The following is a 22,800-nucleotide window of genomic DNA, read 5'->3' as shown; positions in this document are numbered from 1 at the left end:
CTTTTATCTAGGTTTAAAGGGCTTCTGTAGACTCATTTGCTTCGAAACGCGCTTTCGTCGGCTTGTTAATATTCCTTGTTCCGGCCAGTTGGTTTATTCTGATTAATAGCGTCGGAATGATGGATGCCGGTTTCTGCTTCCAGCGTATCGGCCTGCGCAGCTGCGGCATAGATAAACATTTTGGATGCATAATCCTGGATGGCTGCGGCTATGGTCGGAAATTTTTCGCTGGTCAGGTTATTCACCAGGTTCAGTGCATCCAATAATCCAATGTTGACGCCCACTCCGGCAAAAGGAGGCATGAGGTGTGCGGCATCGCCTACTAATGCAATGGGTTCAAAACGATCCCAGGCTTTTTCAACTGGTAAAGTGTACATTGGCAAGACTTGATATTCATTGCTCGCTTTAAAAAGCTGATGGTATGCCGGATGCCAGTTCCGAAAAACATCATGCAGATAAGCAGCCATTTCCGGGAGGTTTTTAAGGTCCAATCCTGTGTTTTCTAGCCAATTTTCTGGTTGACGGAAGGAAATGTAATAGTTCAAACTCCCATTTCTTCGGGTTTGGACAAAGATCATTTTTTCCTCAGCCAAAGCCATCAGGTTTCCTTTATTTGTCATGGTATTGATGACTGCGGCTAAGGTTTCAGACGCTTGGATATCTCCCTGAATGATCGTGATCCCGGTGTATACTTTAATCACATCGGTGAGGCTGGAACGTAACTTGGAATTCCCTCCATCTGCTGCAATAACCAGGTCTGCGGTAATGGTACTTCCATCTTTAAAGGATAGTTCATAGCCATCTTTTAAGCTGCTGATTCCGCTAAATTGTTTATTCCAGATGACGGTGTGTGGATGAAGTACATCCAGAACGATTTTTCGCAGATCTCTGCGGTCTATTTCAGGACGCATAAATTTTGTGGCCGGGCTGGGAAGTTCTTCCTCACGCAATTCGCCAAACTGGTCATATCGACGCTCTGAAACTGCCCTGGAATTGCTGAAGTAAGATTCCAGTAAACCTGCTTCTTTCAGTGCGAGCTGACCACTATCATGGTGTAGATCTAAGGTTCCGCCACTGATGCGGGTATCTTTGTTTTTATCTCGCTCGTAAACGGTCACCTGAGCACCACGCATCTGTAAGAGTCTTGCGGTGACCAATCCTACGGGACCAGCCCCGATGATCGCAATTCTTTTATCCTTTATTAATGTTGTTTTCATGTTTTCTTAAATAAATAGGTAAATCAAAATTTGTAAGACAAAGGTGTGGATTGTAATAGGTTGAAAATAGCCTGTAATACTTTAAAAATAGTCCTATATTGTATTTTTATCTAGAATTCAATGATGCCTTTAGAATATACAGGATCAGGCCAGGATTTGATGGAAGGTTTTGCCAGTACGCTGAAAAGCGAGGTAAATGATGGCCTATTTGTCCTGCCTGAAGCCGTAGGGGATGGTTTTATCCGCACTGCTTTTCTTGGACCTTTATCTATTTTAATTCAGCATTACGAATTAAAAAGTGATTTCCTGCTCAAAAGAATAGGGGCTGACACTATAATAGCATCTCAGGAGATTACGTTCAGTTTTCGCAACATCATGAAGTATGCTGGCCATCAAGAAAAGCTGCTGAGATTGATTCCTTCGGTACAAGTTTGTTCTGCTGAGATGGATCTGGAAATTTTTGTACCTGCGGGAAGCCCGGTTAATGCCCTGATCATTTCTGTTCAAGCGGAATTCTTAAAGGAATTGCTGCATAAAGAAGAAGACCATGAGGTGTTACAAATGATTTTTTCAAGGCATCAAGCCTATTTGTATGATGAAATTATTTCAGTTGAAATGGAAGCGGCAGCCAAAGAAATAATGGAACGGAAGGGTAAGGAACAACTGGGAGATTTCTTCCTCAGACTAAAGTCTGAAGAATTGATTTATCTTTTTTTTATGGAGTTGCTGAAACGGAAGAAGGCAACTACTTATCCAATCAATAGTGCCGATGCCAAGTTAATGTACGAGATCAGGGAAAAGATCATGGCTGATTTGAGTGTACCGCCTTTGCTGGCGGATCTTGCTGTATCTGTAAATATGAGTGAAAGTAAATTGAACAAATTATTCAAACAGATTTTTGGCAGCAGCATCTATAATTATTATCAGGTATTAAGAATCAACGAAGCTGCAAACCTGATCAGGGAGGAGGGACTTTCCGTATCAGCAGCGGGGTACCAAATGGGGTTTACGAACTTAAGCCATTTCAGCAGGATTTTCGAAAAACACAAGGGTTATAAACCTAAAAAGTATGCGATGATACAATAGTATAGCTACCAATGAGATATAAAAAAAACACGGAATTGTGTAAAAGTGTTTTTGCACCTTTATACTAGATTTGTATTGAAATGAAAAGTAAAGCTATCTTTCTATTGGTGATATTCCTGCTCAATACGCTTGTGGGTTTTGGCTGTGCACTCGGAATGGAAGCGAACCAGCATAAGGATCACCAGGCTCATGAGCTGTCGGCCCAGATGAAGGAGCATCATCATGTGGGCCATGATAAGCAATATCATCCAAAAAGTCAGGAACACCGTCATGAGCATAAAACCAATACTGCATCAGGTCTGAGCTTTTCAAATGAAGATCTTTGCTGTAAGATTTTAGTCAATGATTTGCTGACTCAAAGCAAATTAATTCCTGAAATCAGCAAGCTGCCAGTGCTGATGCCTGTGGTGTTACTGTCAGCTAACACTTATGATCTATTCGTTCCTGTAAGTATTGTTGAACTAGATCAAAATGCTGAGGTAAACCATAGAGAAAGACCGCCTAATTCAGACATCCGTATAATTATTCAAAGTTTTCAGATATAAGATTTAATGATTTTTCCACCTGACTAATTTACTGTCAGGTTAAAAAAAAACGTGCTTATAGCTTTTGCTATGACCCGGAATAAGTATAAACATTAAAAAATTACATTATGAAAAAGATATTTTTAGCGGTTGTTTTAATTGCAGCTGCATGGATCAATCCTAGTTTTGCTCAAAGCAGCCAAACACCATCCTTATTAACGGCTTACTATGACATCAAAAATGCGTTAGTAAACTCTGATGCTGCAACAGCGGCATTAAAAGCGACCGAATTCTCTAAAGCATTGACAGGCATAGATACGAAATCAATGACTCCATCGGAAAGGACGGTTTTTACAGGCCTTCAGGAAAAACTGGCATTAGATGCAGAACACATTTCGGATACTAAAGATATTGCCCATCAACGTGATCATTTCGCTGATTTTTCGACCAATATTTTTAAGCTGGCCAAAGCTGTAAAGCTGAGCAGCGGGTCCATTTATTACGACTATTGCCCGATGAAAAAGAGCTATTGGCTGTCTGATAAAGCCGAGATAAAAAACCCTTACTATGGAAAGCAGATGTTAACCTGTGGAGCAGTAAAGGAAACTTTAAATTAATACTGCAATTTGGTGATGAGTTTTTCTTTTCATCAATAATTTCTGTAACCTGCCTTTAGGTAATAAATGGGCAGGTTACATTGTTAAACTAAGGCTTAATTATCAAGGAAATGAAAAACATATTCAGGGTCATTTTATTGATCTTCTATACTGCTGTCGCTGCTGCTCAGGAGAGGAAAGAAATGAAAATGCCAGCACATCATAAGATGGACATGCCCATGAAGGATCCTTCCAAAGATAAGGAGGAGATGCAGATGAAGGACCATAACCCGACAATGGAAAACATCAAAATAGCGAAAGCTAATTTAGGGCTGATTAAAACCATTGTAAATCAGCAGGCAGCCCGTACCGTACGATATGATCTTTATGTTGCAGATACTACAGTAACTTATGGCAAGAAAACAAAGCGTGCCATCGCTGTAAACGGACAAATTCCAATGCCAACACTTACCTTTACCGAAGGTGATACCGCCATGATTTATGTCCATAACAGGTTAAATGAAGAGACTTCGCTGCACTGGCATGGGCTATTTTTACCAAATCAAATGGATGGTGTGCCCTTTCTGACGCAAATGCCAATTAAACCGCATTCCACCTATGTGTATAAATTCCCTATCATTCAGCATGGGACACATTGGTACCATAGCCATAGCGGATTCCAGGAACAAATTGGGATGTATGGGGCCTTCATTATAAACAAAAGGAAAGAGTGGGACATCCCAACTATTCCAGTCGTATTGAGTGAGTGGACAAATATGAAAGCTGAGGAAGTCCATCGTAGTTTGAAAAATGCGAACGATTGGTTTGCGATACAAAAAGGCACCACTCAAAGTTATTCGGAGGCTATCAGATCTGGTCATTTCAAAACCAAGCTCAGCAACGAATGGAAGCGGATGACTGCAATGGATGTGAGCGACGTGTATTACGATGCTTTTCTGATCAACGGTAAAAACCAGGATCTTCATCCTCAGTTTAAAGCGGGAGACAAAGTTCGTTTACGAATAGCCAATGGAGGAGCATCTGATTATTTCTGGCTGACGTATTCCGGTGGTAAAATAACCGTAGTCGCTACCGATGGAAACGATGTAGAACCGGTAGAAGTGGACCGGTTAATCATCGCCGCATCTGAAACTTATGATGTCGTCATTACCATTCCGGAAAATAAAAATTATGAATTTCTAGTCACACCAGAAGACCGCACCAAATCAGCCTCTATGTGGTTTGGTCAGGGAGAAAAGGTACCTGCTGCAAAATTACCGAAGCTGAAATACTTTGCCGGAATGAAGATGATGAACGATATGATGGATATGCGGGGAAATATGGTGGAGATGGAGGGGATGAAAATGCAGAATCAGGAGATGGATATGAATACGGTGATGTATCCGGAGGTGTCAGGTGAAGAAAATCCAAAACCGAAAGCTAAAAACACAGGAATGCGGCTGTCGAATGACAAAAGTATGCCCCGTATGCAGCAGCCCAACGATAAAAGCATGGCAGGAATGAATATGGCTGATGATCCAGAGGATATAGTGACTTTAAACTATGGTATGCTTCGCGATCCTAATAAGACCACTTTACCTGAAGGATCATGGAAGGAGCTAAAGTTTGACCTTACGGGAAACATGAACCGCTATGTTTGGAGTTTAGACAATAAAACGGTATCAGAAACCGATAAAATCCTAATTAAGAAGGGAGAAAATGTAAGGATTATTCTTTTCAATAACAGTATGATGCGTCACCCGATGCACTTGCATGGTCATGATTTCAGGGTGTTGAATGGACAAGGAGAAAATGCACCTATGAAAAATGTCCTGGATATTATGCCGATGGAAAGAGATACCATAGAATTTGCGGCGACAGCAGCTGGCGGGGACTGGTTTTTCCATTGCCATATTTTGTACCACATGATGAGTGGTATGGGGAGGGTGTTTAGTTATGAGAACTCGCCGCCAAATCCAGAATTACCTAACCCGGAACATGCTTATAAAATGCTTAAAGCAGACGACAGAATGTTTCACCCGATGGCTAGAATTGGAATTGAAAGTAATGGTTCTGATGGAGAGATCATGCTGTCCAATACGCGTTATCGTTTTACTACGGAATGGCGTGTGGGATTTGATGGAAAAATGGGGTACGAATCAGAAAGTCATTTTGGACGGTACATTGGCAGAAACCAATGGTTATTTCCTTATGTGGGCTGGGATTTTCGTAAAAGAACGGTAGATCTGATGGACAAGAATATTTTTGGACAATCATTGGACCCTGGCAATAACCTTTTTGGACAAGGCAATACGAAAAACCTCAGACATGTATTTCATATAGGGCTTCAGTATACGTTGCCGATGTTGGTCGTTGCAGACGCCGCAGTAGACCATAAGGGAAATGTTAGATTCCAGTTGATGAGAGAAGATATTCCGATTTCAAAACGACTGCGTTTTCAATTTATGGTCAATACAGATAAGGAGTACATGGCAGGATTTAGATACATTGTGACTAAATACCTGGGTTTATCTACTCATTACGATAGCGATATGGGTTATGGTGCCGGACTTACTTTTAACTATTAAACTGGAGCAAATTTATGGGGTCATTTTGATAAAATAATCACTGATCAATCCTTGATGGAATTTGTCCTGGATTTGCGCTTAATTGTAAAGGAAAAGTGGTCTTTATTTAATCATATAGTATTGATTTAATATCAATAGCGTTCAATTCTTGTGATCAGCTGTGTTTCCCTGCCAAATATTATTTACATCTTTGAGGTATATACCTCAATTTTAAGGTTCATTATGACTACTGAAAACTTATTCTCTTACGGAACACTCCAGCACAAGGACGTGCAGATAGAAAACTACGGCAGAACGCTGAAAGGCGAATTAGACCATTTAACTGGTTATGCCCTGTCTATGATTGAAATTACTGATCCTGCTGTCATTGCCTTAAGCGGCGCTTCACAGCATCCGATGGTTAAATATACGGGCAAGAGTACAGATACTGTTGATGGAATGGTTTTTGAAATTACTGCAGCCGACCTTAAACGAACAGATGAGTATGAAGTGGAGGACTATAAAAGGGTAGAGGTATTATTAGCATCAGGAAAAAAAGCCTGGGTTTACATCAATGCGTAGGTTAAGATTTATTTCGGCGATTTTTATGCCGACTATATTTCTGGCTGTTTTCGGGATAGCTCATGCTCAGGTTAAATCAAAGGGTATGTTTCTTCCTCCTGAAATTAGAAAAACACCCGCTGAAAAACGGAAGCTTTTGCTGGATGCCTCGCCTATTTTAAAGCTTATTGATCAAGCTGCTCAGGAATCACCCTTAAGTTTTTCCTGGCAGCTAAATATGGATACGCTGCTTAAAAAGAACGATGTATTTCGTGAATTGATCGAGTTTGAAGGGGGAGCGTCGATACGTAAGGCGATGGCTATTGATACCATTACTCTTCAAAGGAACCTGGATACAGATTACGATATAAGGCGGAATTTCTATAGCTTTTCCCTAGATTTGAATAGTTATGCCATTAGTCAGCAGAAGGGAAAATCAATTCTGGTATTAGAAAGTGCTCAGTCTACGGATAAGCTTTATTTTAAGGTTTTCCTGGATAAAACCGCAAAAAAGATACTTAAGATTCAGAATTTAAGTACCGGACGTTTCTACCTGCCGGTACCTTTTGAAGGTGGAACAATTTCTTTCTAGCAATTTTTTATAGCTTGTCCCATGATCAAATGCTTTGCTGGAATCAGCTGCTTTTATGGGCTCAAGGATTAAGCGTTGGCAACCATAAGCTAGTGCTGATGATATTAATTTTAAGGCCATTTTTTTATAGGTAAAATCGTAGTTTTAGAATTCTAATATATCATAAACACAATTTAACCTAACCACTTGAAGAAAACTATTTTACTGGTCTTATTAACTTTTAGCTTAGTACGTCCATTAACCGCGCAAACTACCACCAAAGTGTATAAGCTATCTGCTTATGGTATAAAACCCAACACTGGAGAAAACATCAGCCCTTTATTAGGGAAATTACTGAATGAGATTAAACGTAAAACTACTGATCAGGAAGCTGTTGTTATTCAGTTTCAAAAGGGAAAGTACCAGTTTTATCCTGAAGGAGCAGTAATAAGAGAATACTATATCTCGAACCATGATCAGGTTAATCCAAAGACTGTAGGTATTGAACTAGATAAATTCAAAAACATTACGCTGGATGGCAATGGTGCTGATTTGATGTTCCATGGGCGTATGCTGCCTTTAGCCTTAATTGAAAGCAGCAATGTAAAGATCAAGAACCTGAGCATAGATTTTGAAAAACCACAAATTACCCAGGTAAAGATCATTGCAAACGATGCAGCAGCAGGAAGCATCACTTTTGAAACTGCTCCTTGGGTAAAATATAAAATAAAAGACAGCACTTTCTACAATTTGGGCGAAGACTGGGAGCTGCAGCCCAACTCGGGTATCGCCTTCGAAAACGGTACTAAACATATTATTTTTGATAGTGGCGACATTAGAGTCGGCACTAAAGGTGTAGCTGAGCTTTCTCCGGGAAAGATTAAAGCGTACCACTGGAAGAACAAAAAGCTGATCCCTGGAACAGTCATTGCAATGAGAGGCTGGGGTCGTCCTAATCCCGGTATTTTTGTACATAAAGGCAAAGACATCCGTTTGGAAAATGTGAAAGTACATTATGCAGAGGGTATGGGCCTTTTGGCACAGCTTACTGAAAATATTTATATGGATGGTTTCGGTGTATGCTTAAGGGGTAAAAACGACCCTAGATATTTTACTACGCAAGCTGATGCTACCCACTTTTCTGGATGCAAAGGAGCAATTGTGTCGAAAAATGGCATGTATGAAGGGATGATGGATGATGCAATCAATATTCATGGTACCTATCTGAAAATGATGAAAAGATTGGATGATCATACCTTGATCGGCAGGTATATGGAAGGACAATCTTTTGGTTTCGACTGGGGCATTGTACAGGATACGGTTCAATTCATTCAATCTAAAACGATGGATCTATGGGATGCAAAGAATACTATTGCTTCAATTACCCCATTAAGAGCTAATCCGCAGGATCCGATTAAAGAGTTTAAGATTGAGTTTACCAATGCGCTGGACAAGGAGATTGACCCGTCGAAAACAGATGTAGGCATTGAAAATTTATCATGGACACCATCGGTAGTTTTTACGGGCAATACCATCCGCAACAACAGGGCAAGAGGGGCGTTGTTTAGTACACCAAAACCAACACTGGTAGCAGACAATTTATTTGACCATACTTCGGGTAGTGCGATCGTACTTTGCGGCGACAGCAATGGCTGGTATGAAACCGGATCTTGCAGAGATATTACCATTCGTAACAATACATTTATCAATGCTTTGACTAGTATGTATCAATTTACCAATGCGGTCATTTCGATTTATCCGGAGATCCTAGATCTTAAAAATCAAAAGAAATACTTTCATTCTGGTATCAAGATAGAAAACAACAAGTTTGATACTTTTGACCAACCTGTATTGTATGCGAAATCGGTAGATGGCATCACTTTTAAAAATAATAACATTACGACCAATACCGCCTACCCAGCCTTCCATTCCAATAAAAAGCGAGTGCTTTTTGAAAGGGTAATCGGAGCGGAGTTAAGCAATAATAAGGTGGATGGAAAAGTGACTGATTTGCTGACCAAGTAAGTCATACTTCGAGGCTCAGTAACCATTAACGCAGCTGATCATAGATATTATGATGAGCTGCGTTTAATAGTTAAGGTGGCATATTAACCTCTATCCTTTTATTGGTACCTCTCTTTTTAGTGATTTACATCAAAGAATCAAAACCTTCCGATTTGCGGAATGCGATTAAAATAGTCAACGAAAAAGGCGTTTATTTGAACGATCTGGTTTCAGGTAAACTGATGAGGTCATTTAATTCTAATCCTGAAATCTCCTTTACTGAAAGGGAACTTGAATTTATGGTGCATTGCTGTACGGAGTTAACTGATAAGGAGATTGCATATAAAATGTTTGTGAGCCCCAGAACAGTTGATAATTACAGGGATTCTTTATTTCAAAAACTCAGTCTTAAATCGCGAACCAGGTTCCTGCTGTATGCAATTAAGAACGGCTTGTATAAATTCTAAACGTATGCAATGGATTTTCTAAATGTAAGTAATAGATCAAGGTACCGATCGCTGATCATTTTATAATTTGCGCAATTTCCTCTAGCGTATAGGCTTTATAGGTGATGCCAAACTTCAATGCATTCTCTTCAACGGTGGTGTCAAAACCTGCTGCTTTGCGCCTTTTGTTGACATTTTTAGCATCTTGTATGGGCACCACATATTCGAAAGGTTCTTTCTTGCCCGTTTTTGGATTGTTGATCATGTACATGAATACCTGCGTACCATATACCTGCTCTTTCTTTTCATTGTTCAGCTTTCTGTCGAGCATCATAGCTGCATATTTAAAGGGGAGTTCCCCAGTTTTACCAGCCTGTTCAATTAATGGATAATACGTCGATATTTTACTTGGAGCATGCTGGATCACATAAAATACAGCGGTATTTGCTGGTTCTCCTACCATAGTTTTCCCTGGATAACCATACTTTGAAATGATCTGCTCCACGCTTACGAGATTGACAGAATCAATTTCATCCATCATATTCCATCTTATGGCTGCCTTTGGATAATTTAATAGCTGGGCAAGTGTATCTTTTCTCTTTTCGGTGACTTCGGTATCAAAAAATTCCCTGATTGCTTGATCTCTTAGTAGAATAGCATCGAGTTCTTTCTTTAGTTCCATGTTAATTTGCTTTTGAGAGAAGCAATTATGACTGATCAGAACTAGTGCAAATAACAATAACGTTGTTTTCATGTGATGGATTGAATGATCTGTGTTCAATATAAGAACTAGATTTTGGAAAGTGATTAAAATCTATCGGTAGGCATGCCATTTAACACTTCCCAATGATGTGTTATTGTTTTTACCAGTTTCCCATCCCGATCAAATGTGGAATATTTTACTTCCATCTGGTCAGCGGTAAGACTGTAGTCCTCAATTTTCACCTTATATCCAGAGGGCAGTCGCTCCACTTTACTCAAGTCAAGTTCCCATTTATATGGTCGGTCCCAATTGTATGGGTCATCTGTACTGGTGCTTAGGAAGGCTCTGCGGATGATTCCTGCAGCGATATCAAAACTTAAATATTCGGTATTGTTCAGTGGTATATATTCCTGGTAGTTGTAAGGATAGTATGCCGTGTTGAGGTTAATTTTTTTGACGAACCTTGGGGAAAAATCGTTATTGTAACACACCAGGCGTGTGCCTCTTGCTGTTAGAAAATGCTCCATACCCATCAGTTCTCCTTGTGTAGCTTCCCGTACTAAGATAGAACCCTTGTCCCATTGGACCACTGCTCCTTCGTAATCATTATAACCTAAATCACCGTAAGAGGAAATAGGGTATACTTTGGTGTATACTTGCTGGATTTGCAGGTTTACATTGGATAGGATTTGCAGGAGCTTGATGGGACTAGAACCGATACTAGCAGATATGGTTGCCATATTGATGTCAATATGCTTTTTTGGAGCAGTCAGCTTAAAACGGATATCAGCTTTTATCAATGGACGGGAATCCATGTTTTCATAGACATGAGCAAGTAAAAGAGAACCATCAGGCTTCCGTACCCGAAGTTCAAGTTTGCCGTCGTAGGTCGAAGCAAAAGTATAGGATTTACCTGTGCTATCTTTTAAAGAGGGGAGTTCCCATTTGTCTCTTTTAGGGTAAAGGGGACCAAAAGGGTCTTTTTTAGCACAGGAGGAAAGCAGCAGGCCAATGGAAATCATTAAAATAATACTACATCGCATAAGGTTTGTATTTGTGTTTTCTGTTCAGGATAATTAATCTATATATGACTTTGAGTGAGGGTAAATGTCATTTTAATATTTTTAAATAAATCAAGTTGTTTTATTGATTTCTTTCAGATATATTTTTCTAAGCTAATCATAATTAAATTTATAAGTCAATTTTAATTTATATGTGCTTTTAACCTTTAAATCCGGCCTTATTTCGACTCTTTATTGGAGGAAATCCTGAGGTTTGGACTATCAGCTCAAATCAAATTCAGTTGTGATCGTAAAAAATATTTATGTACGTTTGTTAAGAGGGGATAATGATACGGTTAGCTAATTGCTAAGAACTTCCCCTTAATTCTCAAATCTTGTTTTATTCTTTTTAAAATGCTGGGGGGCATGGAATATCGGTTATAATGAAAATGTATTCTGAATTTACGGATTCTGAATTGGTCCGTCTTTTAAAAGACAGGAACCATGAGGCCTTTGCAGAAATCTACAATAGATATGCAGTGCTGATGTTTTACAAGGTAAATCAGATGTTAAGGGACGAGGAGCCATCCAAAGACCTGGTACAGGATTTATTCGTGGGCCTATGGGATAAACCGGAACTTGTTCAGGAAGACAATAACATTGCCGGATACCTTTACATCGGTGCCAGAAACCGCGTCTTAAAATTCATAAAGCGCAACAAGCTTAAAAACGATCACATTGCTTCTTTGGCTAAATATGCTTCAGAAGTGAGCATGGAAACAATCCAGGACATTGATGAGCGTGAACTGAAAATCATTGTACAGCGCGAGATTGACAATTTACCTCCTAAAATGAGGATCATCTTTGAAATGAGCCGTAAGGACAACCTTTCCCATGCAGAAATTGCCGATAAACTAGGTCTTTCTGATCAAACTGTAAAAAAGCAAGTGAACAATGCCTTGAAAATCCTTCGTTCAAAACTAGCCGTTTATGCCCCAGTCGGACTAATTATTATTGAACTTTCCAAAAGAAACTGAAATATTTAACACTGAAAATCAGCTAATTACAATTATTTTCTATTTTTTGTCATTTCCATCTACTCCCTGAGGGCTTTTCATGGCTATTACTATAAATCAGGGATAAAACTGATACATGTAGATGAATAACGAACAGGTAATAGAATTGATCAGGAAGTATAATGAAGGCATTGCCTTAAAGGAAGAAATACGCCTGGTCGAAAACTGGTTTGTTCAGCAATCTGAGCTCCAGCAGCAGCAGCCTGAAGACCTGGACTATCTGAAGGTAAAACAACAGATGTGGCTAAATATTGACCAGCAAATTGAACGCCCTATAATTGAACGCACTGTCGGTTTCCCCCCTTCAAGAAAATCAATCTGGCGTTATAGTATAGCCGCTGCCGCTGCTGTAGTACTGATTTCGATGACGGCAATATGGTTCTATGGCAATGATGAAAATGCTGCTGGGCCTCAGATTGTTAAAAATGACATTCATCCTGGTAAAAATAAAGCGGTGCTGACCCTTTCTGACGGACGGAAAATTAGCCTGACTGATGCGCTAAATGGACAGTTGGCACAGCAGGAGGGGGTAACCATCAGTAAAACGGCAAACGGACAATTGATCTACCAGATTGCTCCAAATGCTTCCAGAAAAAGCAGTTCGGAATACAATACCATCGAAGCACCGCGCGGCGGCCAGTGGCAGGTGATTCTGCCAGACGGCTCAAAAGTATTTTTAAATGCTTCTTCCAGTTTAAAGTACCCTGTAAGTTTTGCCGCTAAAGAAAGAAAAGTAGAATTAAAAGGAGAGGCCTATTTCGAAATCTTCCACAATAAAAAATCTCCATTCCGTGTCCTGGCAAAAGGGCAGACAGTGGAAGTATTGGGGACACATTTTAACATCATGTCTTACGACGATGAGAAAACCGTAAAAACCACTTTGCTATCCGGAAGTGTGAAAGTTTCTGCCAATGCAGGCAATGCAGCTAAAGGGATCGAATTTTTGATTCTCAAACCTGGCGAGCAGGCACAGGTTTCTCCGGGAAATATGAAGGTGATCAATGATGTAGACTTGGAAGATGTACTGGCCTGGAAAAATGGTTATTTTAAATTCAATGAAAACCTACAGTCTATCATGACTAAAGTTTCCAGATGGTACGATGTGGAAGTGGTTTATGAAAGCCAGCCAGATCCTGATTTTAAATTTAAAGGCGAGATTTCCAGGGATAAAAATGTCTCTGAATTACTGAATATGCTAGACTATACAGGGAATGTCCACTTTAAAATTGAAGGAAGGAGGATTATCGTTAAGAAATAGATACTATTCCAAACGTAATCCAAAAAAGAGGTCAGAAGTGCTGGAAACACTCCTGACCGATGCTGGATACGTTCATAAAAATTTGAGATCCTATCAACCTAAACCAGACAAACAAACTTAGCAAATATTGTGAGTTAATACAATGTTACGGTTTCATCGGCCGCTAAGAATTTGTCCTAAACCAGATGAAATGTATAAAACCTATACGAACAAATCCGTACTGAAAAAGTATGCGAATAAGATTTTATTAATGATACGATTCACCACCGTTATTTTAATAGCTACAATGATGCAGGTAAGTGCAAGCAGTTTCGCTCAGCGCATTACCCTGAATACGAAAAATACCCAGTTGGAGAAGGTGTTAAAGGACATTCGGTCGCAAAGTGGTTACGACTTCCTTTTTAGTGAAGCACTCATCAAGTCGAGTAAACCCATCTCTATCTCTGTGAGAAACGCATCGATAGAAGAGGTGCTGGAAAAGTGTTTTACCGACCAGCCGATCACTTATAAAATTGAAAATAAAACCGTTTTACTGAAGGCAAAAGTGCCGACTATCCTGGATCGTGTCGCGGCAATTTTTGCAGGTGATATAGAAGTACGCGGAAATATCGTCAATAAAAAGACGAATGAACCTTTAAGCGGCGTCACACTTAAAGTAAAGAATAGAAAAATAAACGTCGGTTCTAATGCTAAGGGAGAATTTTTTTTGCCGAAGCTAGAAGAAAATAGCGTCATCACCTTTAGTTCTGTAGGATTTGATTCCGTACAGGTAAGGTTGGGAGAATTTGAAAAAATGGCTCCAAATACGAGTTCATTCTCTAAGGATGTGAGCGTGGTGAAAACAGCTGCAGGCTTTTATCTGACCATCATGCTGGAGCCATCAGTATCCTTTTTGGATGAAGTGATGGTGCAGGCTTATGGTACCACAGACCGCCGTTTAAGCACAGGTAACATCTCAAAAATCACTTCTAAAGAATTAGAACAGCAGCCGGTGATGAATCCTTTACTGGCCTTACAAGGCAGGATTCCCGGCGTTATTGTAACGCCTACAAATGGTTATGCAAGCAGTCCGGTGAAAGTAGAAATCAGAGGCAGGAAATCCATTAACCCTAATTTTGTTTCTGATCCTTTGTACGTGATTGATGGGGTACCTCAAAATAACCTGGAAGTAGGTGGGATGTCCAGTTACGAGACAGGATCTACTGGAATTACCCAGAATATTCATTCCCCTACAGGAGGTCAGAGTCCGATGTTTAACATCAATAGTAAAGACATTGAAAGTATTGAAGTCTTGAAAGATGGTGATGCGACCGCGATTTATGGTTCAAGGGCAGCGAATGGGGTCATCCTGATCACGACTAAAAAAGGCAGACCTGGAGCAACTAAGTTTTCAATAGGCGTAGAACAGGCTTTTTCTGAAGTAACAAAACACTGGGATGTACTCAGTACACCGGAATACCTGCAAATCAGAAGAGAGGCGTTTAAAAATGACAATATTATTCCTGATATCAGCAATGCACCTGATCTAGTGCTTTGGGACCAGAATAAACAGACCGACTGGCAAAAATTACTTTGGGGAAATATTGGGAAACAGTCTAATGTGAACATGAGTTTAACCGGTGGAGATGTACAAACCCAATTTCGCCTTGGGGCTAATTATGGAAAACAAACCGAAATCCTGACCAGCACAGGCAGTAATCAAAGGGCTGGATTAGCCTTTAACCTAGGACATAAAACTGCAGATAGAAAGTTTAAAGTAGATTTGGGAGGGATGTATACCTATACGACTGTTAATACTACTGGTATTCCAAGCATGGTGACTTTGCCTCCCAATGCTCCTGATATTTATGGACCTGATGGCCTGTTTAATTTTGGTCCATGGAGAGCCGCTCCAGATTCAAAAGTGACTTTTCCTTTTGGCGTATTGGATAATCCCTATTTTTCTGATACACACATGATCACCAGCAACCTGCGATTGAGTTATGAGATCCTGGACAACTTGAATTTTTCCACCAATTTTGGGTACAATTACAGCAACAATACCAATAAATACCTGAGTTATATTCGGGCACAGGATCCGATCACCAACCCAACAGGATCGTCATTTTTTGGCAGCAATACCAATATGAATGTGCTGGTTGAACCACAGCTGGATTACAAGACGAAAATAAGCAATGGACAGCTTTCCTTACTGTTAGGGGGATCTTTGCAAAAAAATATAACAAGAGCCAATTCTATCACAGGCATTGGTTATGACAGCGATGATTTCATAGAGTCAATTTTTCTGGCACCTGCTACTTTTAACCCTACCGGAGATGTTGGTTATTATAAATATGCGGCAGTATTTGGCAGGATCAATTATAAATGGGAAGAGAAATATATTCTTAACCTAAACTTCCGCAGAGATGGATCCTCCAGATTTGGTCCAGGCAACCAGTTCGGTAATTTCGGTTCTATTGGCGCAGCATGGATTTTAACAGAAGAAAAGGGCATTAGAAAAGCGCTTCCTGAATTTATCAGTTTCCTGAAGCTGAGGGGAAGTTATGCTTTAACGGGTAGTGATGCGATTGGCGATTATAAATACCTGGCACAATGGGCTAAAAATAAACAATATGGTACCGCTTTACCTGATTATGATGGTTCCAGTTCTCTCGTTAGTATTTTGGCTTTAAATCCAAATTACCAATGGCAGGTGAATAAAAAGATGGAAGGGGCGCTGCAAATTGGTTTCTTAGAAAACCGGATTAATGTGCAGTTTGATCTGTACCGCGAACGCTGCGACAACCAGCTGACCCAATTCCCTACGCCGCTTTATACCGGTTTCCCAAGTGTAGTATCCAACTGGCCAGCAGTAGTAGACAACAGGGGCTGGGATTTAACAGTAAATGCAGATCTGGTTAAAAATGAAAAGTTTAACTGGTCGGTGGCACTGTTTGCTTCCAGAAACAAGAATCTACTGGTTTCTTATCCGGATATCGCGCATTCCCCTTTTGCAAATACATTGAAAGTAGGTAAATCTATCAATACCAAATATCTTTTCCACTATTTAGGTGTAGATCCCCTGACTGGTGTTTACAAGATGGAAGATTACAATCAGAATGGTAATATCGAGCAGAATACCAATGGTTTAGCTGGTGAAGGCGACCAATACGTGTCTTTAGACCTTTCGCCAAAACTTACCGGCGGACTGACCAGCAATTTTAGTTATAAGAACCTTAGCCTGAGTACCACCTTCAATTATAATAATTTTATAGGATCTGATCCCAACTATAACTCTGACGTATATGCTGGAAACTTAGGCAATCTACCCAGACAGATCATGGGGAATTATTGGAAAGGCCCAGGTGACCATGCCTTGTACCCAAAAGCAACTACGATGTTTAATGAGGGAACAAATCAGTTTGCGAATTCTGATGGCAGGTATAGAAATGTTTCTTATGTGCGCCTGTCTAATCTGGCTCTTTCTTATACGCTGAATCAAAATTGGGCGAAAAAATTAGGCGCAGAATCGCTGAGGATTTATATGAATGCTCAAAATGTATTTGTGATCAGCAATGTGACCGGTTTTGATCCTGATGTACAGACTTTTGGAGCGCTTCCACCAGCCAAAATCTATTTATGTGGCCTTTCCGTAACTTTTTAATTCCTATCGAGATGACAATTAAGAGAAATTTAAACCGCTATATTTTATTCACTGCAGTCATTCTGTTGTGTGCTTCCTGTAAGGACATGATCGCGATTCCTGATCCCATTAATACCATTACCACAGATAAGGTTTTTGAAAATGACAGTCAGGCCAATTCTGCAATGACTGGTGCCTATTCACAATTGATTAATGAAGAAGGCGCACTTAATTTTGGAAATGGTTTAACCACTTCTTTGGGCAGCATGGGTGCTGATGAACTCAGCCTATCCAGCAGTAGTCCCAATCCATATTACAGCAATAAAATACCAACAGAAGACTATACCACCCGTGCACTATGGGTCGGTGCTTATAGTAATGTTTATAATGCTAATGCCATTATTGAAGGGATCAGTGCCTCCACTTCTGCAAAATTACACACGGAGGTAAGAATCAAGCTGACTGCTGAAGCTAAGTTCTTAAGAGCCTACAGCTATTTCTATCTGGTGAATCTTTTTGGAGATGTACCATTGGCACTCTCCGCGGATTTTAACAAGACGGCCAAGATGACCCGTACACCTAAAGCTGAAGTGTATGCACAGGTGATTAAAGATTTGCAGGATGCCAAAGCAAACCTCTCTGCTGATTTTTCAGGATCGCAGCTGGGAGAACGCATTCGTGCCAATAAATGGGCTGCAACAGCAATGCTGGCCAGGGTTTACCTGTATACAGGAGATTATGCCAATGCAGCTGCAGCAGCAACAGAAGTGATTGATCAATCTGCATTATTCGAATTGAGGCCGGATTTAAATGAGGTCTTTTTAAAGAATAATAAGGAAGCCATCTGGCAATTACAGCAGAGTAATTTAATCAGTCCTCGTGGAAATGCGACCCCTGAAGGGTATGCTTTCAGAGCCTTTCCTGCAGTCATACCTGGTCAATATTACGGCTACCGTGTTGCGAATGAGCTGGTACAGGTATTCGAAAATCAGGACCAGAGAAAGTCTTCCTGGCTGATGCCGGTTGCTATCGCAGGTACTACCACTTATTATGTGAATAAATACAAAATAGGATTAGGGAATTCTGCTGTGAATGCGCCAATAACAGAGTATTACACCATGCTCAGATTGGCCGAACAATACTTAATCAGAGCGGAGGCCATCACCCTTGGAAACCAACAGCTGGATCCTGCAATTAAAGATCTAAATGTCATTCGTGCCCGTGCGGGTGTCACTGAACTTCCTATGGGGCTTTCCAAAGCAGCAGTAGTACTCGCTATTGAGAAAGAAAGAAGAACAGAGTTTTTCTTAGAATGGGGACACCGCTGGTTAGACCTGAAAAGAACAGGAAAAGCACACGATGAGCTCTCTGTTATTTCGGTTAAACAACCCTGGGCAGGAGATTACCAGCTGCTGTATCCGATTCCTGTTTCTGAGATCCAGTCAAATAATAACCTGACTCAAAATCCTGGTTACTAATCACCTAAATTGAACCACATGAAAATTTATAAATTTCAATATATCTTATTTATTAGTCTGCTATGCTTTGCATTTGTTTCCTGTAAAAAAACAGAACAAACTCCTGTGCTTACGCATCTTACACTATTTAATGCGATGCCCGGGCAGTTAAGGCTGCTGCCTAGCTTTAGAGGAACTGAACCTTTAAATCGTTATTACCTCGCTATACTGTTTGATTATGGGGTCTTTAATGTAGGTGGTAAATATGCCATTACCAAAGAAGATCAGCCTCTGGCGATTTACAGCTACCCGGATACCCTGTCGCCTGATAAACCGCTATTTGACCTCCAGCTTAAATTAAAAAAAGGCAGTATCAATACGCTATATTTTTTAGGCAAAAAGGAAAATCCTGATTATTTGCTGGACACCTATCTTCCACCCGTTCATCAAGCAGCCGACAGCACATTTGGCATTCGGTTTATCAACCTCTCTTATGGAAGTAAACCCATAAATGTATACCTGATTAAAGATGGGGAACGTAAAGAAGTAGAAGGATTGGCTTACAAAGGAATTACTAACTTTAAAAGCTATACTGCAACTTTAAAAACCGGCAACTACACTTTTGAATTCCGGGACCAGGCCACACAGGAGCTTCTTGCCAGCTATACAACGACAGAACTGGAAAAGCCCTCTGAGAATAAATGGCGATTCAGGAATTTTACCATTGCCCTGATTGGCTTACCTGGGGAAAGTTCCGAGCTATTGAAACAAAAAACCTTTTTGTTCGACAACTATTAACACACAAAAGCAGGCTTTTTTAAGCCTGCTCTCCAATACATTTTCTTAATCCAATATTTAACTATGGAACCAATCGTTCGTATTAGCGGTTTGTCGCATCGTTATAGTACCAGCTGGGCTATACGTGACATCAATATAGAGATCCCAAGGAGTGGGATTGTAGGCTTGTTAGGCTCCAATGGAGCAGGTAAATCTACGACCATGAACATCCTTTGCGGCGTGCTGTCACAAACCGCAGGAGAAGTGATCATCAATGGGATCGACCTGAGTAGAGAGCCGGAACGGGCGAAACAGGAGATCGGATTTTTACCGCAGACTCCCCCCTTATATATGGATTTAACAGTTGATGAATACCTCAGACATTGTGGCATTCTGCGTTCGATAGACAGTAAACAACTGAAATCTGCCATGGATGAAGTGAAAGAACGCTGCGGATTAACACAGATCAGCAAACGATTGATCAAGAATTTATCCGGCGGTTTTAAGCAAAGGGTAGGGATTGCTCAGGCGATTATTCACCATCCAAAATTAGTAGTATTTGATGAGCCTACTAATGGATTGGATCCCAATCAGATCATTGAAGTCCGCGGACTGATCAAAGACATTGCCACAGAACGTGCAGTCATTCTTTCTACCCATGTGCTGACTGAAGTGCAGTACCTGTGCAAGCAGATCGTCATGATCGAAAGCGGAAGGATTGTATTTTCAGATACCATGGAAGCTTTCGACAACTATGTAGCGCCGCACAGCATGATCGCCTTAATGGAAAATGCGCCTCCGGCAGATGCGTTGCTGGCCATTGAAGGCATCACCAGAGTAGAATACCTGACGGAAAAACAGCTCAGACTCTACTTTAATGGCGATCGCAGCATCTCTGAAACGCTGGTACTGGAAAGTGCAAAGCAAGGATGGCGATTGCGTGAACTGAATATGGAGAAGAGTTCATTAGATGAAACCTTTGCCCAATTGTCCAGATTCTCTAATTAAGTACGACCACACAAATGAAAAAAACAGTACAAATAGCCAGACTGGAATTGAGCCTGCTATTTTATTCCCCTATAGCCTGGCTGCTCATCATGATCTTGTTCCTGCAAATGAGCTTTGACCTGATTCCTGCAATAGACGAAATACAGCATATCCAGCAATTTATTCCTGCTTTTTCTTTCCTGACGGATAAGTTTTTTACCATCAGCATCAAAGTAGGCAATCTTCCTTATGGGATCTTTTTTGGCATTCTTTCCAGCCTGTATCTGTATACTCCACTGGTAACGATGGGAATGATCAGCCGGGAAACCAGCAGCGGAACGATCAAATTGCTATATTCTTCGCCGGTAAAACTGAGTCAAATAGTATACGGGAAATTTCTCGCCATGCTGGTGTATAACATGGTGATCATTGCTTTAATGGGGCTATTCCTGATTGTCGGGGTCTTGTTTATTGATAATTTCGACTATCCGCACCCATTGGTGGCCTTACTGGTTACTTTTTTACTGCTGAGTGCCTATGCGGCAATCGGGATATTTATGTCCAGCTTAACTACTTATCAGGTGGTGGCAGCGATCTGTACTTTTGCTGTCCTTGCTTTTATGAATTACATCGGTAATTTCGGACAAAGTCTGGATTTTGTGCGCGACCTGACTTACAGTCTTTCTATGCCAAGCAGGGCGGAACGTATGGTTGCCGGTCTTTTGAACAGTCGTGATGTGATCTATTACCTTGTGGTTTCAGGGATTTTTATCGGCTTTACGATTGTAAAACTACAGCTGGGTAGGGGCAGCAAACCCTTTCTTTATCATGCGGGCAGATACCTGCTGGTATTGATGGTTGGCTTGTCGGTCGCTTACCTAAGCTCCCGTCAGCCGGCAATTGTCTATTATGATGCAACTTATACAAAAGTAAATACGATTGTTAAAGCCACTCAGGATATTTTAAAAGAGATGGGCGAGGAGCCACTGGAAGTGACCGCTTATGTGAATGGCTTACATGGTTCTTATAGCTTTGCAGCACCTGTTGGCCGTATTCCAGCCACCGCACGCTGGGAGCCTTACCTGCGTTTCAAATCTAATATCAACCTGAAATGGGTTTATTATTATGATTATCGCGATCCTCAGTTCTATATCATGAATCAGGGGAAAAGCTTAAAAACATTATTCTCAGAACGAGCCAAGGCGTTCGAAATCGATACTGCTGGATTTTTAAATCCAGAAGAGATTCGCAAGCAGGTAGACCTGCGCGGTGAAAATGACAGGCTGGTTTTTCAGCTTAAATATAAAGGGAAAACTACTTTTCTAAGGACTTTTGACGATGCTACTTTCTGGCCGGGAGAGCCTGAAGTCGCAGCAGCGATGAAACGTTTAATCGTGACTCCTCCGAAAGTTGTTTTTGCAACGGATGGCTATCAGCGGAGCATCGATAAATTGGGCGACAGGGATTATAAGATGTTGGCTAATAATAAATTCGCCAGGTCTTCGATGATCAATTTCGGTTTTGATATAGACAGTGTTTCTTTGGAGAATGGCCAGATTCCAACCGGCATTGCCGCATTGGTAATCGGTGATCCCAGAGTTCAGTTTAGTCAGGCTGCAAAAGCCAAACTACAGCAATATATAGCAGATGGTGGAAACCTATTGATTGCTGGAGAGCCAGGGAAACAATCCATAGTGAATCCTTTACTGGACTCAATGGGCGTAAAAATGTTGGAAGGAACGCTTGTGCAGAGCAGTACAGACTTTTCTTATGGATTGGTTACGCCAACACTAGCCGCCGCCGCAGTCACCATGGCACCTGATTTAGAAAAAGCTTACCAGGAAAAAGCCAAAATAGCGATGCCCGGTGCAGCAGCGTTAAGCGATCAGCATATCGGAGCTTTTAACGTTCATCCGCTTTTAATGACCAATGAAAAGACGGCCTGGATCAAAAAGGGACAGTTTGTACTGGATTCTGCAGCTTTGGTGTTTGATGCCAGAAATGGCGATCAAAGAGGCACTTTTCCTACAGCATTGATGCTGACCAGGAAATTAAAGAACAAGGAACAGCGGATTATAGTAGCCGGTGATGCTGATTTCTTTAGCAATAAAGAATTGACCAGGAGTAATATAGAGGTGCTGAACGGTAGTTTTGGTGTCAGTGTTTTTAGCTGGTTTGTCCACCGGGAATTCCCTATAGATATGTCCCGTCCAGAATCCAGAGATAATAAATTACTGCTGAGCAAAACTGGCGTCGGCACTTTAGAAATATTGTATTATGGACTGATTCCCGGCACAATACTCCTGTTCGGAATGGTGCTGCTGATTCGCAGAAAACGTAAATAATT

At 40.7% G+C, this 22,800-nt stretch carries 18 protein-coding genes; 15 read left to right on the top strand and 3 right to left on the bottom strand.

The features are described 5' to 3' along the window. Nucleotides 1-65: 65 nt before the first annotated feature. Complete coding sequence (locus AQ505_RS15845) at nucleotides 66-1,217, bottom strand: FAD-dependent oxidoreductase (protein WP_062549071.1); 1,152 nt, start codon at nucleotides 1,215-1,217, stop codon at nucleotides 66-68. A 120-nt stretch (nucleotides 1,218-1,337) separates the two neighbouring features. Between AQ505_RS15845 and AQ505_RS15840 the strand changes: the two genes are divergently transcribed. The 8 genes from AQ505_RS15840 to AQ505_RS15805 all read left to right on the top strand — a co-directional run bounded on the left by AQ505_RS15840 (nucleotide 1,338) and on the right by AQ505_RS15805 (nucleotide 9,593). Further along, complete coding sequence (locus AQ505_RS15840; protein WP_062549070.1) at nucleotides 1,338-2,303, top strand: helix-turn-helix domain-containing protein; 966 nt, start codon at nucleotides 1,338-1,340, stop codon at nucleotides 2,301-2,303. A gap of 80 nt (nucleotides 2,304-2,383) precedes the next feature. After that, nucleotides 2,384-2,848: a hypothetical protein gene (locus AQ505_RS15835; protein ID WP_062549069.1), complete on the top strand. Its 465-nt coding sequence runs from the start codon at nucleotides 2,384-2,386 to the stop codon at nucleotides 2,846-2,848. A 107-nt stretch (nucleotides 2,849-2,955) separates the two neighbouring features. Then, the gene (locus AQ505_RS15830; protein WP_062549068.1) at nucleotides 2,956-3,444 is read left to right on the top strand and encodes a DUF3347 domain-containing protein; all 489 of its coding nucleotides are present in this window, start codon (nucleotides 2,956-2,958) and stop codon (nucleotides 3,442-3,444) included. 110 nt (nucleotides 3,445-3,554) lie between these two features. Next, nucleotides 3,555-6,011, top strand: a complete 2,457-nt coding sequence (locus tag AQ505_RS15825) for a multicopper oxidase domain-containing protein (RefSeq protein ID WP_231634900.1) — start codon at nucleotides 3,555-3,557, stop codon at nucleotides 6,009-6,011. Nucleotides 6,012-6,233: 222 nt separating this feature from the next. Then, the gene (locus tag AQ505_RS15820; protein ID WP_062551062.1) at nucleotides 6,234-6,572 is read left to right on the top strand and encodes a gamma-glutamylcyclotransferase family protein; all 339 of its coding nucleotides are present in this window, start codon (nucleotides 6,234-6,236) and stop codon (nucleotides 6,570-6,572) included. A 25-nt stretch (nucleotides 6,573-6,597) separates the two neighbouring features. Continuing rightward, a complete protein-coding gene (locus AQ505_RS15815) occupies nucleotides 6,598-7,143 on the top strand; it encodes a hypothetical protein (RefSeq protein WP_157262413.1) in 546 nt (181 codons plus the stop codon). A 186-nt stretch (nucleotides 7,144-7,329) separates the two neighbouring features. Beyond that, on the top strand, nucleotides 7,330-9,147 hold the full coding sequence (locus AQ505_RS15810; RefSeq protein ID WP_062549066.1) for a right-handed parallel beta-helix repeat-containing protein: 1,818 nt from the start codon (nucleotides 7,330-7,332) through the stop codon (nucleotides 9,145-9,147). 101 nt (nucleotides 9,148-9,248) lie between these two features. After that, complete coding sequence (locus AQ505_RS15805; RefSeq protein ID WP_231634899.1) at nucleotides 9,249-9,593, top strand: response regulator transcription factor; 345 nt, start codon at nucleotides 9,249-9,251, stop codon at nucleotides 9,591-9,593. Between the two features lie 55 nt (nucleotides 9,594-9,648). Here AQ505_RS15805 and AQ505_RS15800 read toward each other — a convergent pair whose 3' ends face one another. Next, a complete protein-coding gene (locus AQ505_RS15800) occupies nucleotides 9,649-10,254 on the bottom strand; it encodes a DUF6624 domain-containing protein (RefSeq protein WP_062549064.1) in 606 nt (201 codons plus the stop codon). Nucleotides 10,255-10,379: 125 nt separating this feature from the next. Then, on the bottom strand, nucleotides 10,380-11,318 hold the full coding sequence (locus AQ505_RS15795; protein ID WP_157262411.1) for a hypothetical protein: 939 nt from the start codon (nucleotides 11,316-11,318) through the stop codon (nucleotides 10,380-10,382). 401 nt (nucleotides 11,319-11,719) lie between these two features. On the opposite strand from AQ505_RS15795, the gene AQ505_RS15790 reads away from it, so the two are divergent. From AQ505_RS15790 to AQ505_RS15760, 7 genes are all read left to right on the top strand, one after another. After that, nucleotides 11,720-12,313, top strand: coding sequence for an RNA polymerase sigma factor (locus AQ505_RS15790; protein ID WP_062549062.1), 594 nt, complete (start codon nucleotides 11,720-11,722; stop codon nucleotides 12,311-12,313). Nucleotides 12,314-12,434: 121 nt separating this feature from the next. Continuing rightward, the gene (locus AQ505_RS15785) at nucleotides 12,435-13,610 is read left to right on the top strand and encodes a FecR family protein (RefSeq protein WP_062549061.1); all 1,176 of its coding nucleotides are present in this window, start codon (nucleotides 12,435-12,437) and stop codon (nucleotides 13,608-13,610) included. Nucleotides 13,611-13,800: 190 nt separating this feature from the next. Beyond that, nucleotides 13,801-17,253 carry a SusC/RagA family TonB-linked outer membrane protein gene (locus AQ505_RS15780; protein WP_062549060.1) on the top strand — a complete coding sequence of 1,151 codons (3,453 nt, stop codon included), beginning with the start codon at nucleotides 13,801-13,803 and terminating at the stop codon, nucleotides 17,251-17,253. A gap of 11 nt (nucleotides 17,254-17,264) precedes the next feature. Then, the gene (locus AQ505_RS15775) at nucleotides 17,265-18,710 is read left to right on the top strand and encodes a RagB/SusD family nutrient uptake outer membrane protein (RefSeq protein WP_197286192.1); all 1,446 of its coding nucleotides are present in this window, start codon (nucleotides 17,265-17,267) and stop codon (nucleotides 18,708-18,710) included. An 18-nt stretch (nucleotides 18,711-18,728) separates the two neighbouring features. Continuing rightward, the gene (locus AQ505_RS15770; RefSeq protein ID WP_062549058.1) at nucleotides 18,729-19,487 is read left to right on the top strand and encodes a DUF4397 domain-containing protein; all 759 of its coding nucleotides are present in this window, start codon (nucleotides 18,729-18,731) and stop codon (nucleotides 19,485-19,487) included. A gap of 63 nt (nucleotides 19,488-19,550) precedes the next feature. Next, nucleotides 19,551-20,474, top strand: coding sequence for an ABC transporter ATP-binding protein (locus tag AQ505_RS15765; protein ID WP_062549057.1), 924 nt, complete (start codon nucleotides 19,551-19,553; stop codon nucleotides 20,472-20,474). A 14-nt stretch (nucleotides 20,475-20,488) separates the two neighbouring features. Continuing rightward, nucleotides 20,489-22,798 carry a Gldg family protein gene (locus tag AQ505_RS15760; protein WP_062549056.1) on the top strand — a complete coding sequence of 770 codons (2,310 nt, stop codon included), beginning with the start codon at nucleotides 20,489-20,491 and terminating at the stop codon, nucleotides 22,796-22,798. The last annotated feature ends 2 nt before the right edge of the window (nucleotides 22,799-22,800 follow it).

This window comes from Pedobacter sp. PACM 27299 (assembly GCF_001412655.1).
GTDB lineage: Bacteria > Bacteroidota > Bacteroidia > Sphingobacteriales > Sphingobacteriaceae > Pedobacter.
The sequence above is the reverse complement of the archived record's forward strand: the minus strand, read 5'-3'. Positions and strand labels throughout refer to the sequence as shown.

Bases quoted from the DNA above. Each gene is read 5' to 3' on its own strand.
- AQ505_RS15845 (WP_062549071.1), bottom strand. From the start codon at position 1,217: ATGAAAACAACATTAATAAAGGATAAAAGAATTGCGATCATCGGGGCT.
- AQ505_RS15840 (WP_062549070.1), top strand. From the start codon at position 1,338: ATGATGCCTTTAGAATATACAGGATCAGGCCAGGATTTGATGGAAGGT.
- AQ505_RS15835 (WP_062549069.1), top strand. From the start codon at position 2,384: ATGAAAAGTAAAGCTATCTTTCTATTGGTGATATTCCTGCTCAATACG.
- AQ505_RS15830 (WP_062549068.1), top strand. From the start codon at position 2,956: ATGAAAAAGATATTTTTAGCGGTTGTTTTAATTGCAGCTGCATGGATC.
- AQ505_RS15825 (WP_231634900.1), top strand. From the start codon at position 3,555: ATGAAAAACATATTCAGGGTCATTTTATTGATCTTCTATACTGCTGTC.
- AQ505_RS15820 (WP_062551062.1), top strand. From the start codon at position 6,234: ATGACTACTGAAAACTTATTCTCTTACGGAACACTCCAGCACAAGGAC.
- AQ505_RS15815 (WP_157262413.1), top strand. From the start codon at position 6,598: ATGCCGACTATATTTCTGGCTGTTTTCGGGATAGCTCATGCTCAGGTT.
- AQ505_RS15800 (WP_062549064.1), bottom strand. From the start codon at position 10,254: ATGGAACTAAAGAAAGAACTCGATGCTATTCTACTAAGAGATCAAGCA.
- AQ505_RS15795 (WP_157262411.1), bottom strand. From the start codon at position 11,318: ATGCGATGTAGTATTATTTTAATGATTTCCATTGGCCTGCTGCTTTCC.
- AQ505_RS15790 (WP_062549062.1), top strand. From the start codon at position 11,720: ATGAAAATGTATTCTGAATTTACGGATTCTGAATTGGTCCGTCTTTTA.
- AQ505_RS15785 (WP_062549061.1), top strand. From the start codon at position 12,435: ATGAATAACGAACAGGTAATAGAATTGATCAGGAAGTATAATGAAGGC.
- AQ505_RS15780 (WP_062549060.1), top strand. From the start codon at position 13,801: ATGTATAAAACCTATACGAACAAATCCGTACTGAAAAAGTATGCGAAT.
- AQ505_RS15775 (WP_197286192.1), top strand. From the start codon at position 17,265: ATGACAATTAAGAGAAATTTAAACCGCTATATTTTATTCACTGCAGTC.
- AQ505_RS15770 (WP_062549058.1), top strand. From the start codon at position 18,729: ATGAAAATTTATAAATTTCAATATATCTTATTTATTAGTCTGCTATGC.
- AQ505_RS15765 (WP_062549057.1), top strand. From the start codon at position 19,551: ATGGAACCAATCGTTCGTATTAGCGGTTTGTCGCATCGTTATAGTACC.
- AQ505_RS15760 (WP_062549056.1), top strand. From the start codon at position 20,489: ATGAAAAAAACAGTACAAATAGCCAGACTGGAATTGAGCCTGCTATTT.